The sequence below is a fragment of the Algoriphagus aquimarinus genome (assembly GCF_900112005.1).
In the GTDB taxonomy this organism is placed as follows: Bacteria; Bacteroidota; Bacteroidia; order Cytophagales; family Cyclobacteriaceae; genus Algoriphagus; species Algoriphagus aquimarinus.
In genome coordinates this window covers 133,185-148,743 of the sequence record NZ_FOKK01000010.1, presented here as the reverse complement: position 1 = coordinate 148,743, position 15,559 = coordinate 133,185, and the positions used below count along the sequence as shown (strand labels likewise).

Sequence of the window (15,559 nt, the reverse complement as noted above, 5' to 3'; positions counted from 1 at the left end):
CCCGTGGATTAAGGGTCGTAAAACCAATAAATGCCAACCCTGAAGGGGTTGAACTGTTGAAGAATTTCAAATTCTATAAAAATAAAAAGGTGTAGTTACAAACTACACCTAGTCAAATGGTTGGTCTTGAAAGAGTGCTGGAAAAGCTGATGGACAAGGATTTAATCCGAAGGCTATAAGGCTAATACAATTAATTTAAACTAAGAAGCGCTTAAAAACTATTGTTTTCTTCTTAAGGGAGAATTCATCCAATAATCTTCTTTTTCAGTTAATTTTTTACTTATTACCTCTTTGGTCAACGGAACTGTTTTGTCAATGAATTCGCCATCTATAGGAGCGTGCTTCGAGGGAAATATTTTTTGAACAAACAGTTCACGGAATTGGAACACTGTTGTATTATTTTCTTTATCCAGTTCTCTGTTTTTTACATCCCTGATGTTCTGTGTATTCATGTTTAATTTAGAGCTCATTTCGTCAGAATACTCCGCAACTATTTCTGCTGCTGATTCCTGCAGCATCAATGTAACCTGCCTCTCTCCAGTCAGAAGGACTTGATGGATTCCAAGTCTTTTGCCGTCCAGTATGAAGTTGTAATTGCTCGTGTCACTAACTGAGGTTTTTTCTGGGACACTATTGAGATCCAGTATGAAAGCTTTCTTTTCTTTGCTGTAGGTGATTTCAATCACTTTAAAGTCTGTATCGTTCTGGGTTTTGAATCCATTATTAAAAGAGATGTAGTTCAGGTACATGTATTGGCCTACGCGGGAATATTCCGTTTGGATATTATACATTAACTGGGTCTCCTTCATGGTTTTATTGAAAGTGGAGTATTCTATTTTGTGAATAGCAAAGTTGTCTTTCTCAATAAATAGCTTTCCTTCAGAAAAATTACGCGGCCCCCCAGCATCAAATCTCGATCTGAATGAGATACAATATAGAGGTGTCTTGTCAAGATAAACTTCCTCTTCCATTTTAAGAAAATGGTTATTTTCGAAATCCTCGACAAAGACATCCACAAAAGAAAAGGAAAAGCGGTCGTTGTTTCTAATTGCGTCGTGGAGCCTAAGAATACTAAGTTCGCTACCGCCTATAGGCGAGAGTACTGCATTCGGAATATATTTATTCTCGCCTCTTCCATATTTTGCAGGCTTGTTGTCATAAGGTTTAGTGGTGGCGGTGTCTATTGGGAAATCAGTATTTTGCCTGAATTCATAAAGCTCAATTAATGTCTCATTAAGATCATAGCTAGAAAACCCTCGGTCATATACTTCAACAATTGCTTCATTTAAATTGAGGTAATTAGTATCCAGTAATTGGTAGTCCCTGTAATACCCAATATATGAAAATGGCTCTTGTGGATAATTAACCTTGAGGTTATTGATGGCTAGATTCAACACTCTTGAAGCTGACAATTCCTTCCTTTTTTTAGGGGTTACCACTACCTCATCCAAGGCGCTAACGGAAGGGTATATTTTTATTAAGTTGAGGACAGTGTCTTGAAGGTCTCTAAATGCTACAATTTTAGTGGTATAACCTATGCATGAAATGATGAGAGAGTCGGCCTCCTCGCTGTATTCCCGCGGGATTTGAAAATCACCATTTACGTTAGAAACAACTCCTAACATCTTGGCTTTTATTTTAATACTCGCAAAAGGAACAGGAAGGGTTGTTTGACTATCAATAATTTTGCCCTTAAAGGCCGAATCTTGCCCATATAGCAAGCTAAATTGGCTAAAGAGTAACAACAAGAGTATCACATTTTTACTCACTAATACCATATTAAATGTCTTGTCAAAAAATCAAATACAATTTATAAACTAGTTAAAGATATCAAAAGATTGAAAAACGGCCAATCTATAATACGATATTTGTTCCCTGCCCATTTTTCTTTCTTAATATGATTCTCAACTAGTCAAAATATCTATTTTCTTCTCACTAATGAGTAGAAGATTATTAACAGATCAAAAAAAGGAGTGCCTCTCAGCACTCCTTTATATATCTAAATAGAGTTCCTTACCCCAACTTCTCCTTAAAGAATCCAATCGTCCTATCCCAAGCTAAAGTTGCCGCCGCTTCATCGTATCGAGGCGTAGTATTGTTATGAAAACCGTGATTTGCTCCTGGATAGAAGAATGCTTGATTTTCAACATTGTTCGCGTCTAGTGCTTTTTCATAATCCGGCCAACCGGCATTTACTCGCTCATCAAGTTCTCCAAATTGAAGCATAAGAGGTGATTTGATTTTCGCGGTTTCTTCCGCTGTTGGCTGACCTCCATAGAAGGGAACTGAAGCATTCAAGGTAGGTATGCGTACGGCCATCATATTGGATATCCATCCACCAAAGCAGAATCCTACCACGCCGACCTTTCCATTGCAATCTGGATGTGCTTTCAAATACTCGTAAGCAGCAATGAAATCTTCCAGCATTTCGTCTCTATTTCTTTTGCTTTGCATTTCACGTCCTTCGTCGTCATTGCCTGGATATCCTCCAAGGGGAGTGAGTGCATCCGGCGCCAAGGAGATAAATCCAGCTACAGCAGTTCTTCTTCCCACATCTTCGATATATGGATTCAGTCCGCGATTTTCATGGACTACAACTACTCCAGGCACTTTTCCAGAAGTTCCTGTTGGAGTGGAAAGCAGGCCTTTGATTTTTCCTCCGCCTTTTGGAGAATCATACATGATGTAGTCCGAAGCAAGACGTGGATCATCTGACTTGATCGTCCGTGTGTCCAAGTAATTTGGCATCATCGCACTCATGAGTGCAGCGACGGTTACGCCACCTACGGCATAAGCGGATAGTTTTTCGATGAATTGTCTGCGCTCCAGTTTATTGTGCGCATAGGCATCATAGAGGTCGAAAACCTCCTGATTGATGTCTTCTTTTTTAAGTTCGTTCATGGTTTTGGTTTTGTGGGTTGCCTTGTAATTTACTGATTTGCATGAAGTAATTAAATTCACTCATGTAATTCTTTGGACACTAGACTCTAGACGTTAGACATAAGATATTAGCCACAAGAGTCTACCGTAACTTTTAAACCTTCCAACTTTCCAACTTTCCAACTTTCGAACCTTCCCACTTCCCACCTCCAAACCTCCAACTTCCCACTTCCTATTTCCTCCTATTATTCCGTACTTGCAGCCACAAATCACCCACTTATCGTTTTGGCCTCAAAAGTTCTCTTCATCACCCCGCCTTTTACTCAGTTAAACACGCCATATCCCGCTACGGCCTATCTGAAAGGATACCTCAATCAGATTGGTGTTGCATCCAATCAGGTGGATTTGGGAATTGAAGTGATTTTGCAGCTTTTTTCTAAGGCAGGACTGAAGAAAATCTTCCAGGAGATAGAAGCCAATGAGCCAGAGCTATCTGATAATGTGGCGAGAATCGTGCGCCTGAAGGCTAATTACCTGCAGACGATAGATCCTGTGATTGCTTTTCTACAGGATAGAAATCCTACGCTGGCTTATCGAATTGCTGAGGGAGATTACCTTCCTGAAGCAAGTCGCTTCGAGCAATTGGATGATCTGGAATGGGCTTTTGGTACGCTAGGTATTCGTGATAAAGCCCGGTATTTTGCCACGCTTTACCTAGAGGATATAGGCGATTTGATCTCAGAGCAGATTGATCCACATTTTGGCTTTAGCCGCTATGCCGAGCGATTGGGCATGTCAGCCAATTCTTTTGACGAGATGCATGAGGCGTTGGATCAGGATTTTGGTCTGATCGATACCTTGCTTTGTGACTTGCTGGAGCAAAAGATTCAGCAGTACCAACCGACTTCTGTAGCCTTTTCAGTGCCTTTTCCAGGCAACTTATATGGCGCTTTCAAATGCGGGCAATACCTCAAAAAACACCATCCTGAATTGGTGCTTTGGATGGGCGGAGGTTATCCAAATACAGAATTGCGCTCGCTGAAAGAACCGAGAGTTTTTGATTACATAGATTTTATCGTGCTGGATGATGGAGAAGCACCGATTCGCTTGTTGCTCGATCATCTGGATGGGGAGATACCCGTAGCTGAGTTGAAGCGAACCTTTACCAGAATTGATGGCCAAGTGACGTATTGCAATAGCAATGCTGCCAAGGATGTTGCCCAGCGGGAAGTGGGCACGCCGGATTACTCTGATTTGATGATTCGGGATTACCTCTCGGTGATCGAAGTGGCCAATCCCATGCATAGACTTTGGTCGGATGGGCGCTGGAATAAGATGACGCTGGCGCATGGCTGCTACTGGGGTAAATGTACCTTTTGTGACGTGTCGCTGGATTACATCGGTAGATACGAGCCGATCACTGCTTCCATCTTGTGCGATCGCATCGAGGAGATCATCGCTCAAACTGGCGAGAATGGTTTTCACTTTGTCGATGAAGCCGCGCCACCTGCTTTGATGCGGGATCTGGCAATAGAGATTCTTCGCAGGGAGCTTTCTGTGGTCTGGTGGACGAATATCCGTTTCGAAAGCAATTTCACTGCTGATCTTTGTCGACTCTTCAGAGCCTCTGGCTGTATTGCCGTTTCAGGAGGACTTGAGGTTGCTTCAGATCGCTTGTTAGAGATGATCAAGAAAGGTGTGACGGTTTCCCAAGTTGCGCAGGTGACTAACCATTTCACCCAAGCGGGAATCATGGTTCATGCGTATCTGATGTATGGTTTTCCTACCCAAACGGCTCAGGAAACCATCGATTCACTGGAAATGGTCAGACAACTGATTCAGGCTGGAGTGATACAATCCGGTTTTTGGCATCGCTTTGCCATGACTGCGCATAGTCCGGTTGGGCTGGATCCTAAGTCCTTTGGAGCAATCAATCTCATGCCTACTGCAGGCACTTTTGCCAATAATGACCTGCCACATGAGGATCCTACTGGAGCTGATCATGAGATTTTCGGTGAGGGCTTACGCAAATCACTTTTCAATTACATGCATGGAGTCTGCTTTGATGTGCCGCTTCAGGACTGGTTTGAGGCCAAGGTGCCCAAGACTACCATTTCCAAGAATTACATAGCAAACGAGATAAACAATGAGCCGACTCCTGAATACAAAGATCGAAACAGGATTTTATGGATAGGCGCTCAGCCTGAGTTGCAGATTTTCGAGGAAGATGAGCTTTCGGAGTTGATTTTTTCAGGGAAAAAGGAAGACTTCGCCATGGAGCTTCCGCTTGACTTGGGGCAGTGGGTTGCCGAACTTCTGAATACAGTGGGTTATGAGCAAAAGCTCAATACGCTGAAACCTATTCGTGAAAGTTACGAGTCGCAATTCGGTGATTTCGAAGAGATGCTGGAATCTGAAGTCTGGGAGATTTTGAGAGAGCACGGATTGCTGGTGTTTTGATCTAAGGGCAGGAAGACCGAAGCAGGGAGACCGAAGACCGAAGACGGAAGACGGAAGAGGGAAGTTTGCCTCAATAGTAGTGTTTACCGAATCCTATGAAATTTTAGATTTTCTCAATTGGGGAAGTGATTTTAATCTCAAAACGGGATATTTTTTACTCAGTGTTAAAGTAGGGAACTATTATTTCTCTCGAGATGGTAGTGTACATCGAATTGAAAATCAGTTTTTATCCAAAAACCATTTTTCAAGTAAGAAGATATAAGCATAAAAAAAACAAGCTTAACACTATGATTTGGGTCTCTTCCGTCTCCCGTCTTCGGTCTTCCGTCGGGTATAGAAAAGAGGTTTAAAACCGTGTGATCATTTCGGATTCCATAAGATTCCAAAAAATAATTGCTATGGCACAACTTGTGAATTGTCGCCATAGCAATCATTTTAAATCATAAATTTCCCCGACATGAACAATCTTTTCAAAGGACTAATCGCAGGCTATGGAGCCTACAAACTAGGCGGAGGATGCCTAGGGACTATCTTGGTATTTGTGGTAATCTTTATGCTATTAGGTCAGTGTAGCTAAGAGCAAATCCCACTTCCAAGCTTAAACCACCTTTCCCATCTGAGGATCTGAAATGCTGTCTTTGCCTGTTTCCAACCTGCCGGCATAGGTGATTTTCAGATCCTGAGCTTTATCTGCAAGTGTGACCTCATACCAGCCTTTATGCTTTTTCGTGTCTATTTTAAGGCTTTCTTCCGCACCAGCAGCTATTTTTATTTCCTTATTGAGCTTCAGGTACACATCATCGCTTGCCTGCAAAGTTAGATTTGATGATGAAGTGTTTTTGATAATGAGTTCAAGTTCCTCGGTAGCTTTGTTGTTTTTGAAAATAGGTTTTGCACTCATTTCTACTTTCTGCGAAGGAGTTGAACCCTTGAATTCCCTGTAGAAACCATTGGGCCCATATACTCTTAAATGATAAAGTCCATTTTCGAATTCGGAAATAGGCCATTCATAAGAGATGCTATCGCCTGACTTCACTGCAAAAGTCCATGTTTTAACTTCCTCGAATGTATTTGTCTCTTGATTTTTGTACCTGCCGGGAGCGTAAACATTGAACCCTGAGCCCAAAGCATCTTTTCCGAAAACCTCCTGAGCCGCAGTGAACTTGATTACAAAATTCTTTCCGTCTTTACTGAGTTGCCCATCAGCATGAAGGTCATATTTCAAGCCATTTGAAGGCTTAGTTCCAGGTTCCTGAGCAGCGAAAACAGCAGAATTAGCTTGATTCTGCGCTTCTTTTCGAGCCTCTTCTGCGCTTAGCTTTTTGAAGTTAGTCGGAACATTCTTGAATTTTGCATTGTAAATCTGCTTTACAAATTCCTCCTGATTTACAGGTTCTGCATGGGTTATTTTCTCACCATTGTATGGTCTGAAAACTGAAGTCAAATCTCCACTAACTGTACGTCTCCAAGAACTGATGTTGGATTCCTCGATGTCTTTCCCGCTCTTTTTAGAAAGGAACTTCTCTAGAAACTGAATAGTAGAGGTGATGTCACATACTTCAGAATTGACCCAGCCACCACGTGACCAAGGGGAAGCGATGATAAGTGGAACTCTATATCCCAAGCCAACGGGGCTGGTTCTAGAATCTTCTCGTTTAAACCCGGCTTTGATCTCTTCTTCTACAGTGACATACTCGCCAGCACTGGAAAGACCATCAGACATTTTTCCATTTGGCTTAGTAGGATGAGGCGGCACGAAAGGAGGGATGTGGTCGAAATAGCCATCATTTTCATCGTAATTGATAATGAATATCGTCTTCTTCCAAACCTCAGGATCTTCGGTGAGGATGTTCATGATTTCCGAAGCATACCATGTACCATACCAAGGCGCGCTCGGGTGATCCGAGAATTTTTGCGGAGCTACCATCCATGAAACTGTAGGGAGCGTTCCTTCTTTTACATCCTTTCGGAATTGATGCAGAATATCGCCCTTTGGGATCAGCGTCTCGCGATCTTCTCCATTCTCCTGGTAAGAAAGTTTTTCCGTTTTATGATAGTCAGGGTCGTCAGTATTTGTCTGAAATGCCTTTTTGTGTAGGTTTTTAGAGCGATCGGAAAGCTTATCGAATTCGGCTGCATTCCACTTTTTCAAATAGGAATCAAGATAAACCAAGCCTTCTTCTTTTTCCTTCAATTCCTTTTGAAGCTCTTCCAAATTGGCTGGGTTACTTGCCAGTGTTACCTTGAGGTCTGCGATTTCAGCGGGGAGGGCTTTTTCTCTTCCTTGGAGAAAAAGGTAATGTGCTGGATGAAAACCTGCTCCAAATTGTGAAAACCATTCAAGGTTGTTGTCTGTGAAGTTTGCCAAAAGCGATTCGTCTTCTCCATCCAGTTCCGTCGTTATACTCAATTCGTTTTGGTAAACTCTCCAAGAAATATCATTGTCCTCCAATCGCTCAGGGAAGGTTTTCCAATTTCCTTCTTTCCCATAGGTCAATTCCCCGTTTCGAACTTTGGCTTTTTCCCCGTCAGCTCCATGAGTTTTCCCCGTCCAGAAATAACTCCTATTGGTCGTAGTGCCGCATAGCGCTGCGCAAAAGTGCTGATCACAAACCGTGAATGCATCGGCCAGCGCATAGTAAAAAGGCAAATCTTCACGGCTATAGTAGCCCATGGTTAGCGGGATGTCATAATATTGTTTTCCCGGTCTTTTTGCCTCAATCCAATTGTTGTATTTGCCTTCGTTTCGGGCATCCACTTGGTTCTCCCATGAATGTGGAGTGCCACTCATCCAGGTGGCTTTGGTGTCCTTGATATCAAAGCGGAATGGAGCAAAGCGATTTCCATCCTTGTCAGGCTGTAACCAAACTGGATTTAGATCAGGAAGAGAGATTGCTCTTGGGTCATTAAATCCGCGAACACCTTTCATCGTACCAAAGCAGTGATCAAAGGATCTGTTTTCCTGCATTAGCATGACTACATGTTCTGCATCATAAAAAGTAGTTCCTGGCGCTGCTGGAATAGCCATGGCACGCTGCACTGCCATTGGCATGGAGCTCCAGATACTTGCTCCGCCTGTTACTAAGGCGGCTTTCTTTAAAAATTCTCTTCTCGAATCGTTCATTACACGGTTTTTTATGGTTTAAGTATAGCGACTTTTTCCATTTGGTATAAGGTTTCTATGATTTCCTTTTTGTTATGGTTTTGGTAAGGAATGGCTAATTGAAACTCTCTCAGTTACTTAGGGTTTCCTGAAGAATTATTGTGTAAATTAAGTGTTCACAAAAGTTTTTAAAATGGAGGAATTTTTAGAGCCTAAGAAAGATAAAACCGAGCGGGCACAACAGACATTTTTTCGGGTGACTTTTATGAATAATTGTAACCTGCTTCAAATTGCGGATAATAAAGCCAATATCGTCATCAGTATTAATGCGCTAGTGATCTCATCAGTAGTTGCAATTATTGGATATGGTTCTATTTCTCATCAATTGGATTATCAGAAGACTATTACTCTTGTGCCAATTATAATATTGCTGACTACTTGCCTTACATCAACTATACTGGCTGTACAGGCAGCAAGACCGAAGGTGTTGGGTAAAAAAAATGGGCACAATGATGAGGAAAAGTCGAGTATGATGTTCTTCGGCGTTAGCTCGAATTATTCCTTAACTGATTATTTGGAGCAGCTCGACCAAATTTTACCGTCAAAGAAGCAAGTGCAGGAACAGATGGCTATTTCCCTTTACTATCAAGGGAAGGTTTTGAATAGAAAATACACCTTACTGGCACATGCCTACACGGTTTTTATAATAGGTCTAGCGATAGGGGTAATCACCTTTTTTATCTATTTAATGGTGTTGTAAAAAAGCTCAGCATATTTCAAAAACTTGAAATACGCTGAGCTTAACCTTTAAATACAAAATGGAAAGATTTGAATTTGAGGAGTTGCTACTGAATTTTAGTCATCAATATCACACCTGTTGACCAATTCATCTTTGTCATATTGAAGTCGGATCTTTTCTCTAATTCCTCTACCAATTTCTCAGCTTTTTCAGCATGACCTTCTGGCCAATTTGGTTGTGGATCCATATCATCGATGACATACATTCCGCCAACTTTCAGCAAGGCAAGAGTTTCATCCAAATCGCTGTATTTTCCTGGCCAAGCATCGGCAAAAATCAAATCGAATTTGTCTCCTTCATAGTTCTTAATCCACTCAGCCCCGTCTTGGCAAAGTATTTCAACTCGTGAATCCAAGCTAAAAAGCTGATTGACTATGGAGGTTAACTTCGGGTCATTGTCGATAGAAATGATGTGTCCGCAATCATCCAAACCATCCACCATCCAGGATAGAGAAAGACCAATTCCTGTCCCAAGTTCGAGGAAATTCCCAAATGGCTTACTGGAAACAAGGGTTTTTAGAAGAGTTCCTATGTAAAGATCAGAAGGCATAGTAAAACCTATTTCCTGACACTTTGCTTCTATGGTGGCATGAACGCGGGGTTTATTCCGGATTTCGAAATCTTTCATTAGAATATTGTATGATGAGTTAAATGAATGGTTGAGTTAAAAAAGTCATGAAGAAGGCCGCTTTCGCGGCCTTGTTTTAATAAGTGTATTTCACATAAACTCGCTTCTGAATACTTTGTTCATCAGGATTAAGCAAAGGTGGCGCTGGGGCAGAATCTGCACTTGTTCGCATCATTTCCATTTTTGCGTAAGCATAGGTAACTGGCTGAGATTCCAAGGAAACTCTATGAACTTTAATGGTTCTGATACCCAAAGTTTGCGCAATTAGTTGTGCTCTACTTTCGGCATTCTTCAGCGCTTCGGTAAGCAATGCGTCTTCAAGAGACTTTTGTGTAGCTTCAGAAATCTGGAAATTCAGATTGTAACTCATATCTCCAGCACCTTGAATTGCTTCTACGATTTTCTGCAAGTCCTCATTTTTACTGCTGGTAACCACTCGTAGTGATTGGCGAGCAACATAACCTGAATCCCTAGAAACACCAGTTCGGTAAATTCTATTGACGTCCACAGAGTAATTATCTGCGATCAATTTATAGTCCTTGATTTTAGCTTTCTTCAATGCATCCGCAAGCAGTTGAGTTTTTTTGTTCAGCACTTTCACTGCATCGGTTACTTTCATTGCTTTTTCTTCCAAATTGATTTGAAATGTAGCCTCATCAGGAGCGATTTTTCGCTCGCTAAATCCTTCTACTTCGATCAAAGGAACTGTCATGTTGTCTTGAGCAAAAACTGGGGCTGCAAGCAAAAAGGCAAATAGTATAGTTAAGTAGTTTTTCATATGTATAAAGTTAGTTTCCTTAGTATCTATTCAAAATGAACGCCAGAATTGAGGAAGCAGATTTCAGTTAAGAGAAATTAAGGAAACAAAGGTAAAATGATCAATTGCCAATTTTCAATAATCAATTTTCAAATAACCAATCCGATATCAAAAATCCTAAATTCTTACTTCCACTCTAAAACTTCCATGTCATTGAGTTCCGGCCCACCACCGCGCTTAGCACTTCCTGCTGCTACATAGATTTTTCCTTTGTAATAAACAACTCCAGTTCCGTGACGTCCTTGGTTCAAACTTGGCAAGGTTGACCATTTGCCAGTTCTTGTGTCGAGGACTTCCACTTCGGCATGGGAATCTTCCTGAACTGTACTTTCTCCATCTATTACCACTAAGAATGGCCCCTTTGCAATAGAAGATGTTCCGCCTCTTGGAGTTGGTAAGCCTGCTTTTACAGTGCTCCAGGTATTGGTTTTGAAATCAAAGAAGTCCACTTCAGGAATCACTAAATCCATTACTTTTCCTATCTCAGCGTGGGAAGTTCTACCTCCAGCCACATAAGCTTTGTCTTCGACTAGTACGGCACCGAAGTGATCTCTAGGTCTTGGCGCATCTGGGAGAACTGTCCATTTGCCAGTTTTCGTGTCATATTCATCAAACCAAGGGACGAAGTCCGCATAATGTCCATCGACAATCCCACAAACAAGGTAGATTTTGTTTCCACGTGTGAATACTCCAGCGGAACCTCTTCTTCTATCTTCCGGGATTTCCGCACCTTCTCTCCAGGTATTGGTCTTAGGATTGAAAATCAGGAAATTTGCAATGGGGGTTTCGTGTGGATATCCTCCAGTCAGTGCTCCGATTACGTAGATTTCATGATTGAAAGAGATGGCTTGAAAATGAGAAAATTCCATTGGCGCCATCGCCAGAGTTTTCCAGGTATTGGTTTTGGGATTGTATTCTTCGATTGGTTTGACGCCCCGTCCTCCAAGGAGATAGAACTTTCCATCGCATTCCACGAATGAGTTTTCATGCCGAGCTAGAGGTTCGTTGGTTGTTTCTACTGTAGTCCAGTGATCACTGGATTGAGAAAATCCTGTTAGGGAAATAAGGAGGAGTGTAATACTTAAAAAGTACTTCATAGGTGTTGGGTTTAGGTTTGTATGGGATGAAAATAAGGGTTTTTGAATGGTGATATTCTGGAAACTGAAAAGAGAATGAATACTTGCCTCAGTTTTCTTTTTCAGAGGTTATTTTTTATTTCGATGCCAGTATTTCTGGTGATTGTCTAGTCGGAAAAATATCAATAATTAATATACGATTACCATCCTCCAGATACAGGATTTTATAATCTCGAACGATGATTCTAAAATATTTTGGATTAATGTCGTCTCTCTGATATTGTCTTGCAAAAATGATCTTCTTTGGTGCATTCAGGAGATCTTCTTTGACATTCTTTGCGCCTTGTGGAGATTTGTCTTTATAATAGCCAAAAAATTTCTTTGAGAGATTTTTTGGCTTGGATAGACCAAATGATTCTAAGAGTTGGCATTACCAATTCTCAGTTTCTTTTTCTAAATCTTCTTGGGAAATAAACTCTCCAGAAGCTATTTGGCGCTCCGCTTCTTCTAATCTGAGGTTGTAATCTTTCTTGGTAAGAGGATAGCCTTTCGCAGTATATCCAACAATTAATTCTTCTTCGAGTAAATTGTCAATTTTTTCCAGCAAGGACTCAGTCGAGACATTCATGATTTTTTGAATGACCTCTAGCTTGACAGTTTTTAGATCCATTTTTTCTGACATTTCTCTCAAATTAACGATTTATTGGAATTCAAGGGTTCACCTGCATTGGATTTTTAAATTGCAATGAGCGAAAAAAATCAAATAAAGTTTTTTCTCAGGTGAATGGAAAAAAAACGCCACCTGTATTTCTACAAATGGCGCTCCTATAAAACCGAAATCATATATCTGATATCCGAAATCAGTTTATTTTTCCAAATCCAGAATATCTCTGATCTTATTGATTTCCGTCATATCATCTGATAATGCTTGTCCATCGCTTGCGGCAATTTTTTCACGGAAAGCAGACAGATTCGAAATATAACCGTCCAAGGCAGACAAAATATTGTCCTTATTTTCAGTGAATATAGGAGCCCACATTGCGGGACTTGATTTAGCGAGTCGCACAGTAGAGGAGAAGCCTGAACCAGCCATGTCGAAGATGTTTTTCTCATCTTCCATTTTCTGCAAGACAGTTTTACCCAGCATAAAGGAAGAGATGTGAGATAGGTGAGAAACGAACGCCAAGTGACGGTCATGCTCTTCTGCATCCATAAATCTCAGTTTCAGATTTAGCGCATCAAAAAGCTCGTAAGCCTTTTCTTTGAGTTGTAAATCTGTTTTTTCAAGTTCACAGATGATAGTTACTTTTCTGTCCAGCAATCCGGCAAAGGCAGCATTTGGTCCCGAATACTCAGTACCTGCAATAGGGTGAGCTGCTAGGTATTGTTTTCTCTTTGGATGATCAGCGACAAGCTCACATAGTTTTGCTTTGGTAGAACCTACATCAAAAACCAAGGTGTTTTCTCCAATTTGATCAAGAGTTGCCAGAAGCAAACTGCTCAGCGTATCTGCCGGAGTAGCCAAAATCACGATATCTGTATCTGCATCTGGAGCTTCTTTAGCTTCCTGGATGATCCCAAGATTAAGTGCATCCTGCAGGTTTTTCTCGCTGGAATCATAGCCAGTGATGACCAGATTCTCAAATTTATTTTTGGCTGCCAAAGCAAAAGAACCTCCAAGAAGTCCTAAACCGATAATGTGTAACTTTTGCATACTAGCTTAAATTTTAATTCGATTAATTGCCTCCAAAATCTTGAATTCGGGCATACAAAGTGAAAATCTGACATATCCTTCTCCCTGCGATCCGAAGATTTTCCCAGGTGTGATGAATATGTTTTTATCGTAAAGTAGTTCATCTACTAACTGATCGGCAGTTTTTCCTTCTGGCACTTTGCACCAAACAAAAAGACCGGAATCAGTGGTAGAATAGCTTAGATTTAATTTGTCAGCAAGTTTCCAAACCAATTTTCTGCGACTTTGATAGACATGCTCCAAGTCAGAAAACCAAGACTCACCAAGGTTCAACGCGGCAATTGCGCCTTTTTGAATTCCTAGGAACATCCCGGAATCCATATTGCTTTTGACTTTCAATACTTCCGAAATCCAGTCCGCTCTCCCTAGCAGCATCCCAACTCTCCAGCCGGGCATATTGAAGGTTTTGCTGAGTGAATTCAACTCCATCGCCACTTCATTTGCACCAGGAATGGATAAAATACTGATAGGTTCTTTCGTCAGAATATGGCTGTATGGATTGTCGTGAAGTAGCACGATGTCATGCTTTTTGGCAAAAGCCACCAGTTCTGTCAAAATCTCTCTGCTTCCTGGAGCTCCAGTAGGCATGTGCGGATAATTGATCCACATGATTTTCACTTTACTCAGATCAGAATTCTCCAATTCCTCCAAGTTAGGTCTGCCTTTTTTCGCTAGATCCAAAGAGTAATAAATAGCTTCTGCACCAACTAATTTGGTGACCGAAGCATAAGTTGGATAGCCAGGATCCGGGATCAGTACTTGATCGCCAGGATTCAAAAATGTCATGCTCAAGTGCATGATGGCCTCTTTTGAACCCATCATAGGAAGAATTTCCTTAGCTGGATTTAATCGCACGCCATAAGACTCAGCATAATAATGAGCGATTGACGCACGCAATTCCGGGATACCGATGTAAGTCTGGTATCCATGTGATTGTTGATTGTCGGCGGTGTTTTTCAGTGCCTCTGTGACCTTCCTGTCAGGAGCTAGATCTGGGCTACCAATTCCTAGATTGATAATAGGTTTCCCGTCAGCAATCAGTTGATTGACTTCACGGAGTTTTGCTGAAAAGTAATATTCCTCAACGGTCGAAATTCTATCTGCGAAACCTTTCATGTGATAATTCTATTGTTTTTTAATGGCCACACGGAACCTGTGATGATTATAAAAATCATTTCCAATGCTTGCTTACTGATTTTTATAATCATGTCGGTTTCATTATTTTCTACTCAAATATTCACCGATGATTTTAACGTCTCCAAAATTAAGTTGGATTTCTTCGATTGTGTTCTTGTAAACTGTGTAATTTTCAAAAACCAAGTCTATGAAAAATGCATATTCCCAAGGTTTTTCGATCACAGGAATCGACTGAATTTTGCTCAGGTCTATTTCATTGTCAGCGATCAAAGTCAGGAGCTTTGCAAGGCCTCCTTTTTGATTTTGAATTGTGACTTTGGTAGAAGCTTTATTTACACTCGTAGATGGCTTCAAAGGTTCTTTCTGTAGAATAATAAAACGAGTAAAATTGTTTTTTATCGTTTGAATATCCGAAGCAATAATTTCCATTCCATAGATCCCGGCAGCGATGCTAGATGCAATTGCAGCCACGCCTTTCAGATTTCCAGCGGCAATATCGCGTGCTACAGATGCTGTATCCGTATCCTCTTTGAGTCTGATATGAGGGTGCTGCGCAAAAAAAGCCTTGCACTGCAAAAGTGCCATTGGATGAGAGCGAACCTCGGTAATATCTTCAATAGTTTGACCGGGAAGAGCCATGAATTGATGTCCTATAGGAAGATAATACTCATCTCGAATGCTCAATTCAAAGCGATCTATCAGATCGTAATTGGGGAAAATAGCTCCTGCAATGGAGTTTTCGATTGCCATAATGCCGAAGTCAGCCTCACCAGTTACGACAGATTTAGCAACAGAAGGGAAGGTGTCAAAATCAAGGATTTCTATATCTTCTCCAAAGTTGCGAAGTGCTACTTGATGGTGAAATGATCCAGGAACTCCTTGGATTGCAATTTTGAGCTGTGTCAT

General features: G+C 41.1%; 12 protein-coding genes. 2 read left to right on the top strand and 10 right to left on the bottom strand.

Features of this window, described 5'->3' with window-relative positions; genetic code table 11:
• Window positions 1–218: 218 nt before the first annotated feature.
• Together BM291_RS14120 and BM291_RS14115 are read right to left on the bottom strand one after the other, a co-directional pair.
• Entirely contained in the window at window positions 219–1,778 is a 1,560-nt protein-coding gene (locus tag BM291_RS14120) for a carboxypeptidase-like regulatory domain-containing protein (RefSeq protein WP_092898523.1), read from the bottom strand.
• Between the two features lie 235 nt (window positions 1,779–2,013).
• Window positions 2,014–2,901, bottom strand: coding sequence for a dienelactone hydrolase family protein (locus tag BM291_RS14115; protein ID WP_092898521.1), 888 nt, complete (start codon window positions 2,899–2,901; stop codon window positions 2,014–2,016).
• Between the two features lie 264 nt (window positions 2,902–3,165).
• Between BM291_RS14115 and BM291_RS14110 the strand changes: the two genes are divergently transcribed.
• Window positions 3,166–5,340 carry a B12-binding domain-containing radical SAM protein gene (locus BM291_RS14110; RefSeq protein WP_092898519.1) on the top strand — a complete coding sequence of 725 codons (2,175 nt, stop codon included), beginning with the start codon at window positions 3,166–3,168 and terminating at the stop codon, window positions 5,338–5,340.
• A 598-nt stretch (window positions 5,341–5,938) separates the two neighbouring features.
• Here the strand turns inward: BM291_RS14110 and BM291_RS14105 are convergent.
• On the bottom strand, window positions 5,939–8,464 hold the full coding sequence (locus tag BM291_RS14105) for a phosphocholine-specific phospholipase C (RefSeq protein WP_092898517.1): 2,526 nt from the start codon (window positions 8,462–8,464) through the stop codon (window positions 5,939–5,941).
• 172 nt (window positions 8,465–8,636) lie between these two features.
• On the opposite strand from BM291_RS14105, the gene BM291_RS14100 reads away from it, so the two are divergent.
• Window positions 8,637–9,203, top strand: coding sequence for a Pycsar system effector family protein (locus BM291_RS14100; RefSeq protein ID WP_092898515.1), 567 nt, complete (start codon window positions 8,637–8,639; stop codon window positions 9,201–9,203).
• 85 nt (window positions 9,204–9,288) lie between these two features.
• Here BM291_RS14100 and BM291_RS14095 read toward each other — a convergent pair whose 3' ends face one another.
• From BM291_RS14095 to BM291_RS14065, 7 genes are all read right to left on the bottom strand, one after another.
• Entirely contained in the window at window positions 9,289–9,870 is a 582-nt protein-coding gene (locus BM291_RS14095; protein WP_092898513.1) for an O-methyltransferase, read from the bottom strand.
• A gap of 76 nt (window positions 9,871–9,946) precedes the next feature.
• Complete coding sequence (locus tag BM291_RS14090; RefSeq protein ID WP_092898511.1) at window positions 9,947–10,648, bottom strand: SIMPL domain-containing protein; 702 nt, start codon at window positions 10,646–10,648, stop codon at window positions 9,947–9,949.
• A gap of 164 nt (window positions 10,649–10,812) precedes the next feature.
• Window positions 10,813–11,784, bottom strand: coding sequence for a Kelch repeat-containing protein (locus tag BM291_RS14085; RefSeq protein WP_092898509.1), 972 nt, complete (start codon window positions 11,782–11,784; stop codon window positions 10,813–10,815).
• A gap of 409 nt (window positions 11,785–12,193) precedes the next feature.
• Complete coding sequence (locus BM291_RS14080) at window positions 12,194–12,445, bottom strand: hypothetical protein (RefSeq protein ID WP_245786883.1); 252 nt, start codon at window positions 12,443–12,445, stop codon at window positions 12,194–12,196.
• A 183-nt stretch (window positions 12,446–12,628) separates the two neighbouring features.
• A complete protein-coding gene (locus BM291_RS14075; RefSeq protein WP_092898507.1) occupies window positions 12,629–13,477 on the bottom strand; it encodes a prephenate dehydrogenase in 849 nt (282 codons plus the stop codon).
• A 6-nt stretch (window positions 13,478–13,483) separates the two neighbouring features.
• Window positions 13,484–14,632, bottom strand: coding sequence for a pyridoxal phosphate-dependent aminotransferase (locus BM291_RS14070; protein ID WP_092898505.1), 1,149 nt, complete (start codon window positions 14,630–14,632; stop codon window positions 13,484–13,486).
• A 102-nt stretch (window positions 14,633–14,734) separates the two neighbouring features.
• Window positions 14,735–15,559, bottom strand: a complete 825-nt coding sequence (locus BM291_RS14065) for a prephenate dehydratase (protein WP_092898503.1) — start codon at window positions 15,557–15,559, stop codon at window positions 14,735–14,737.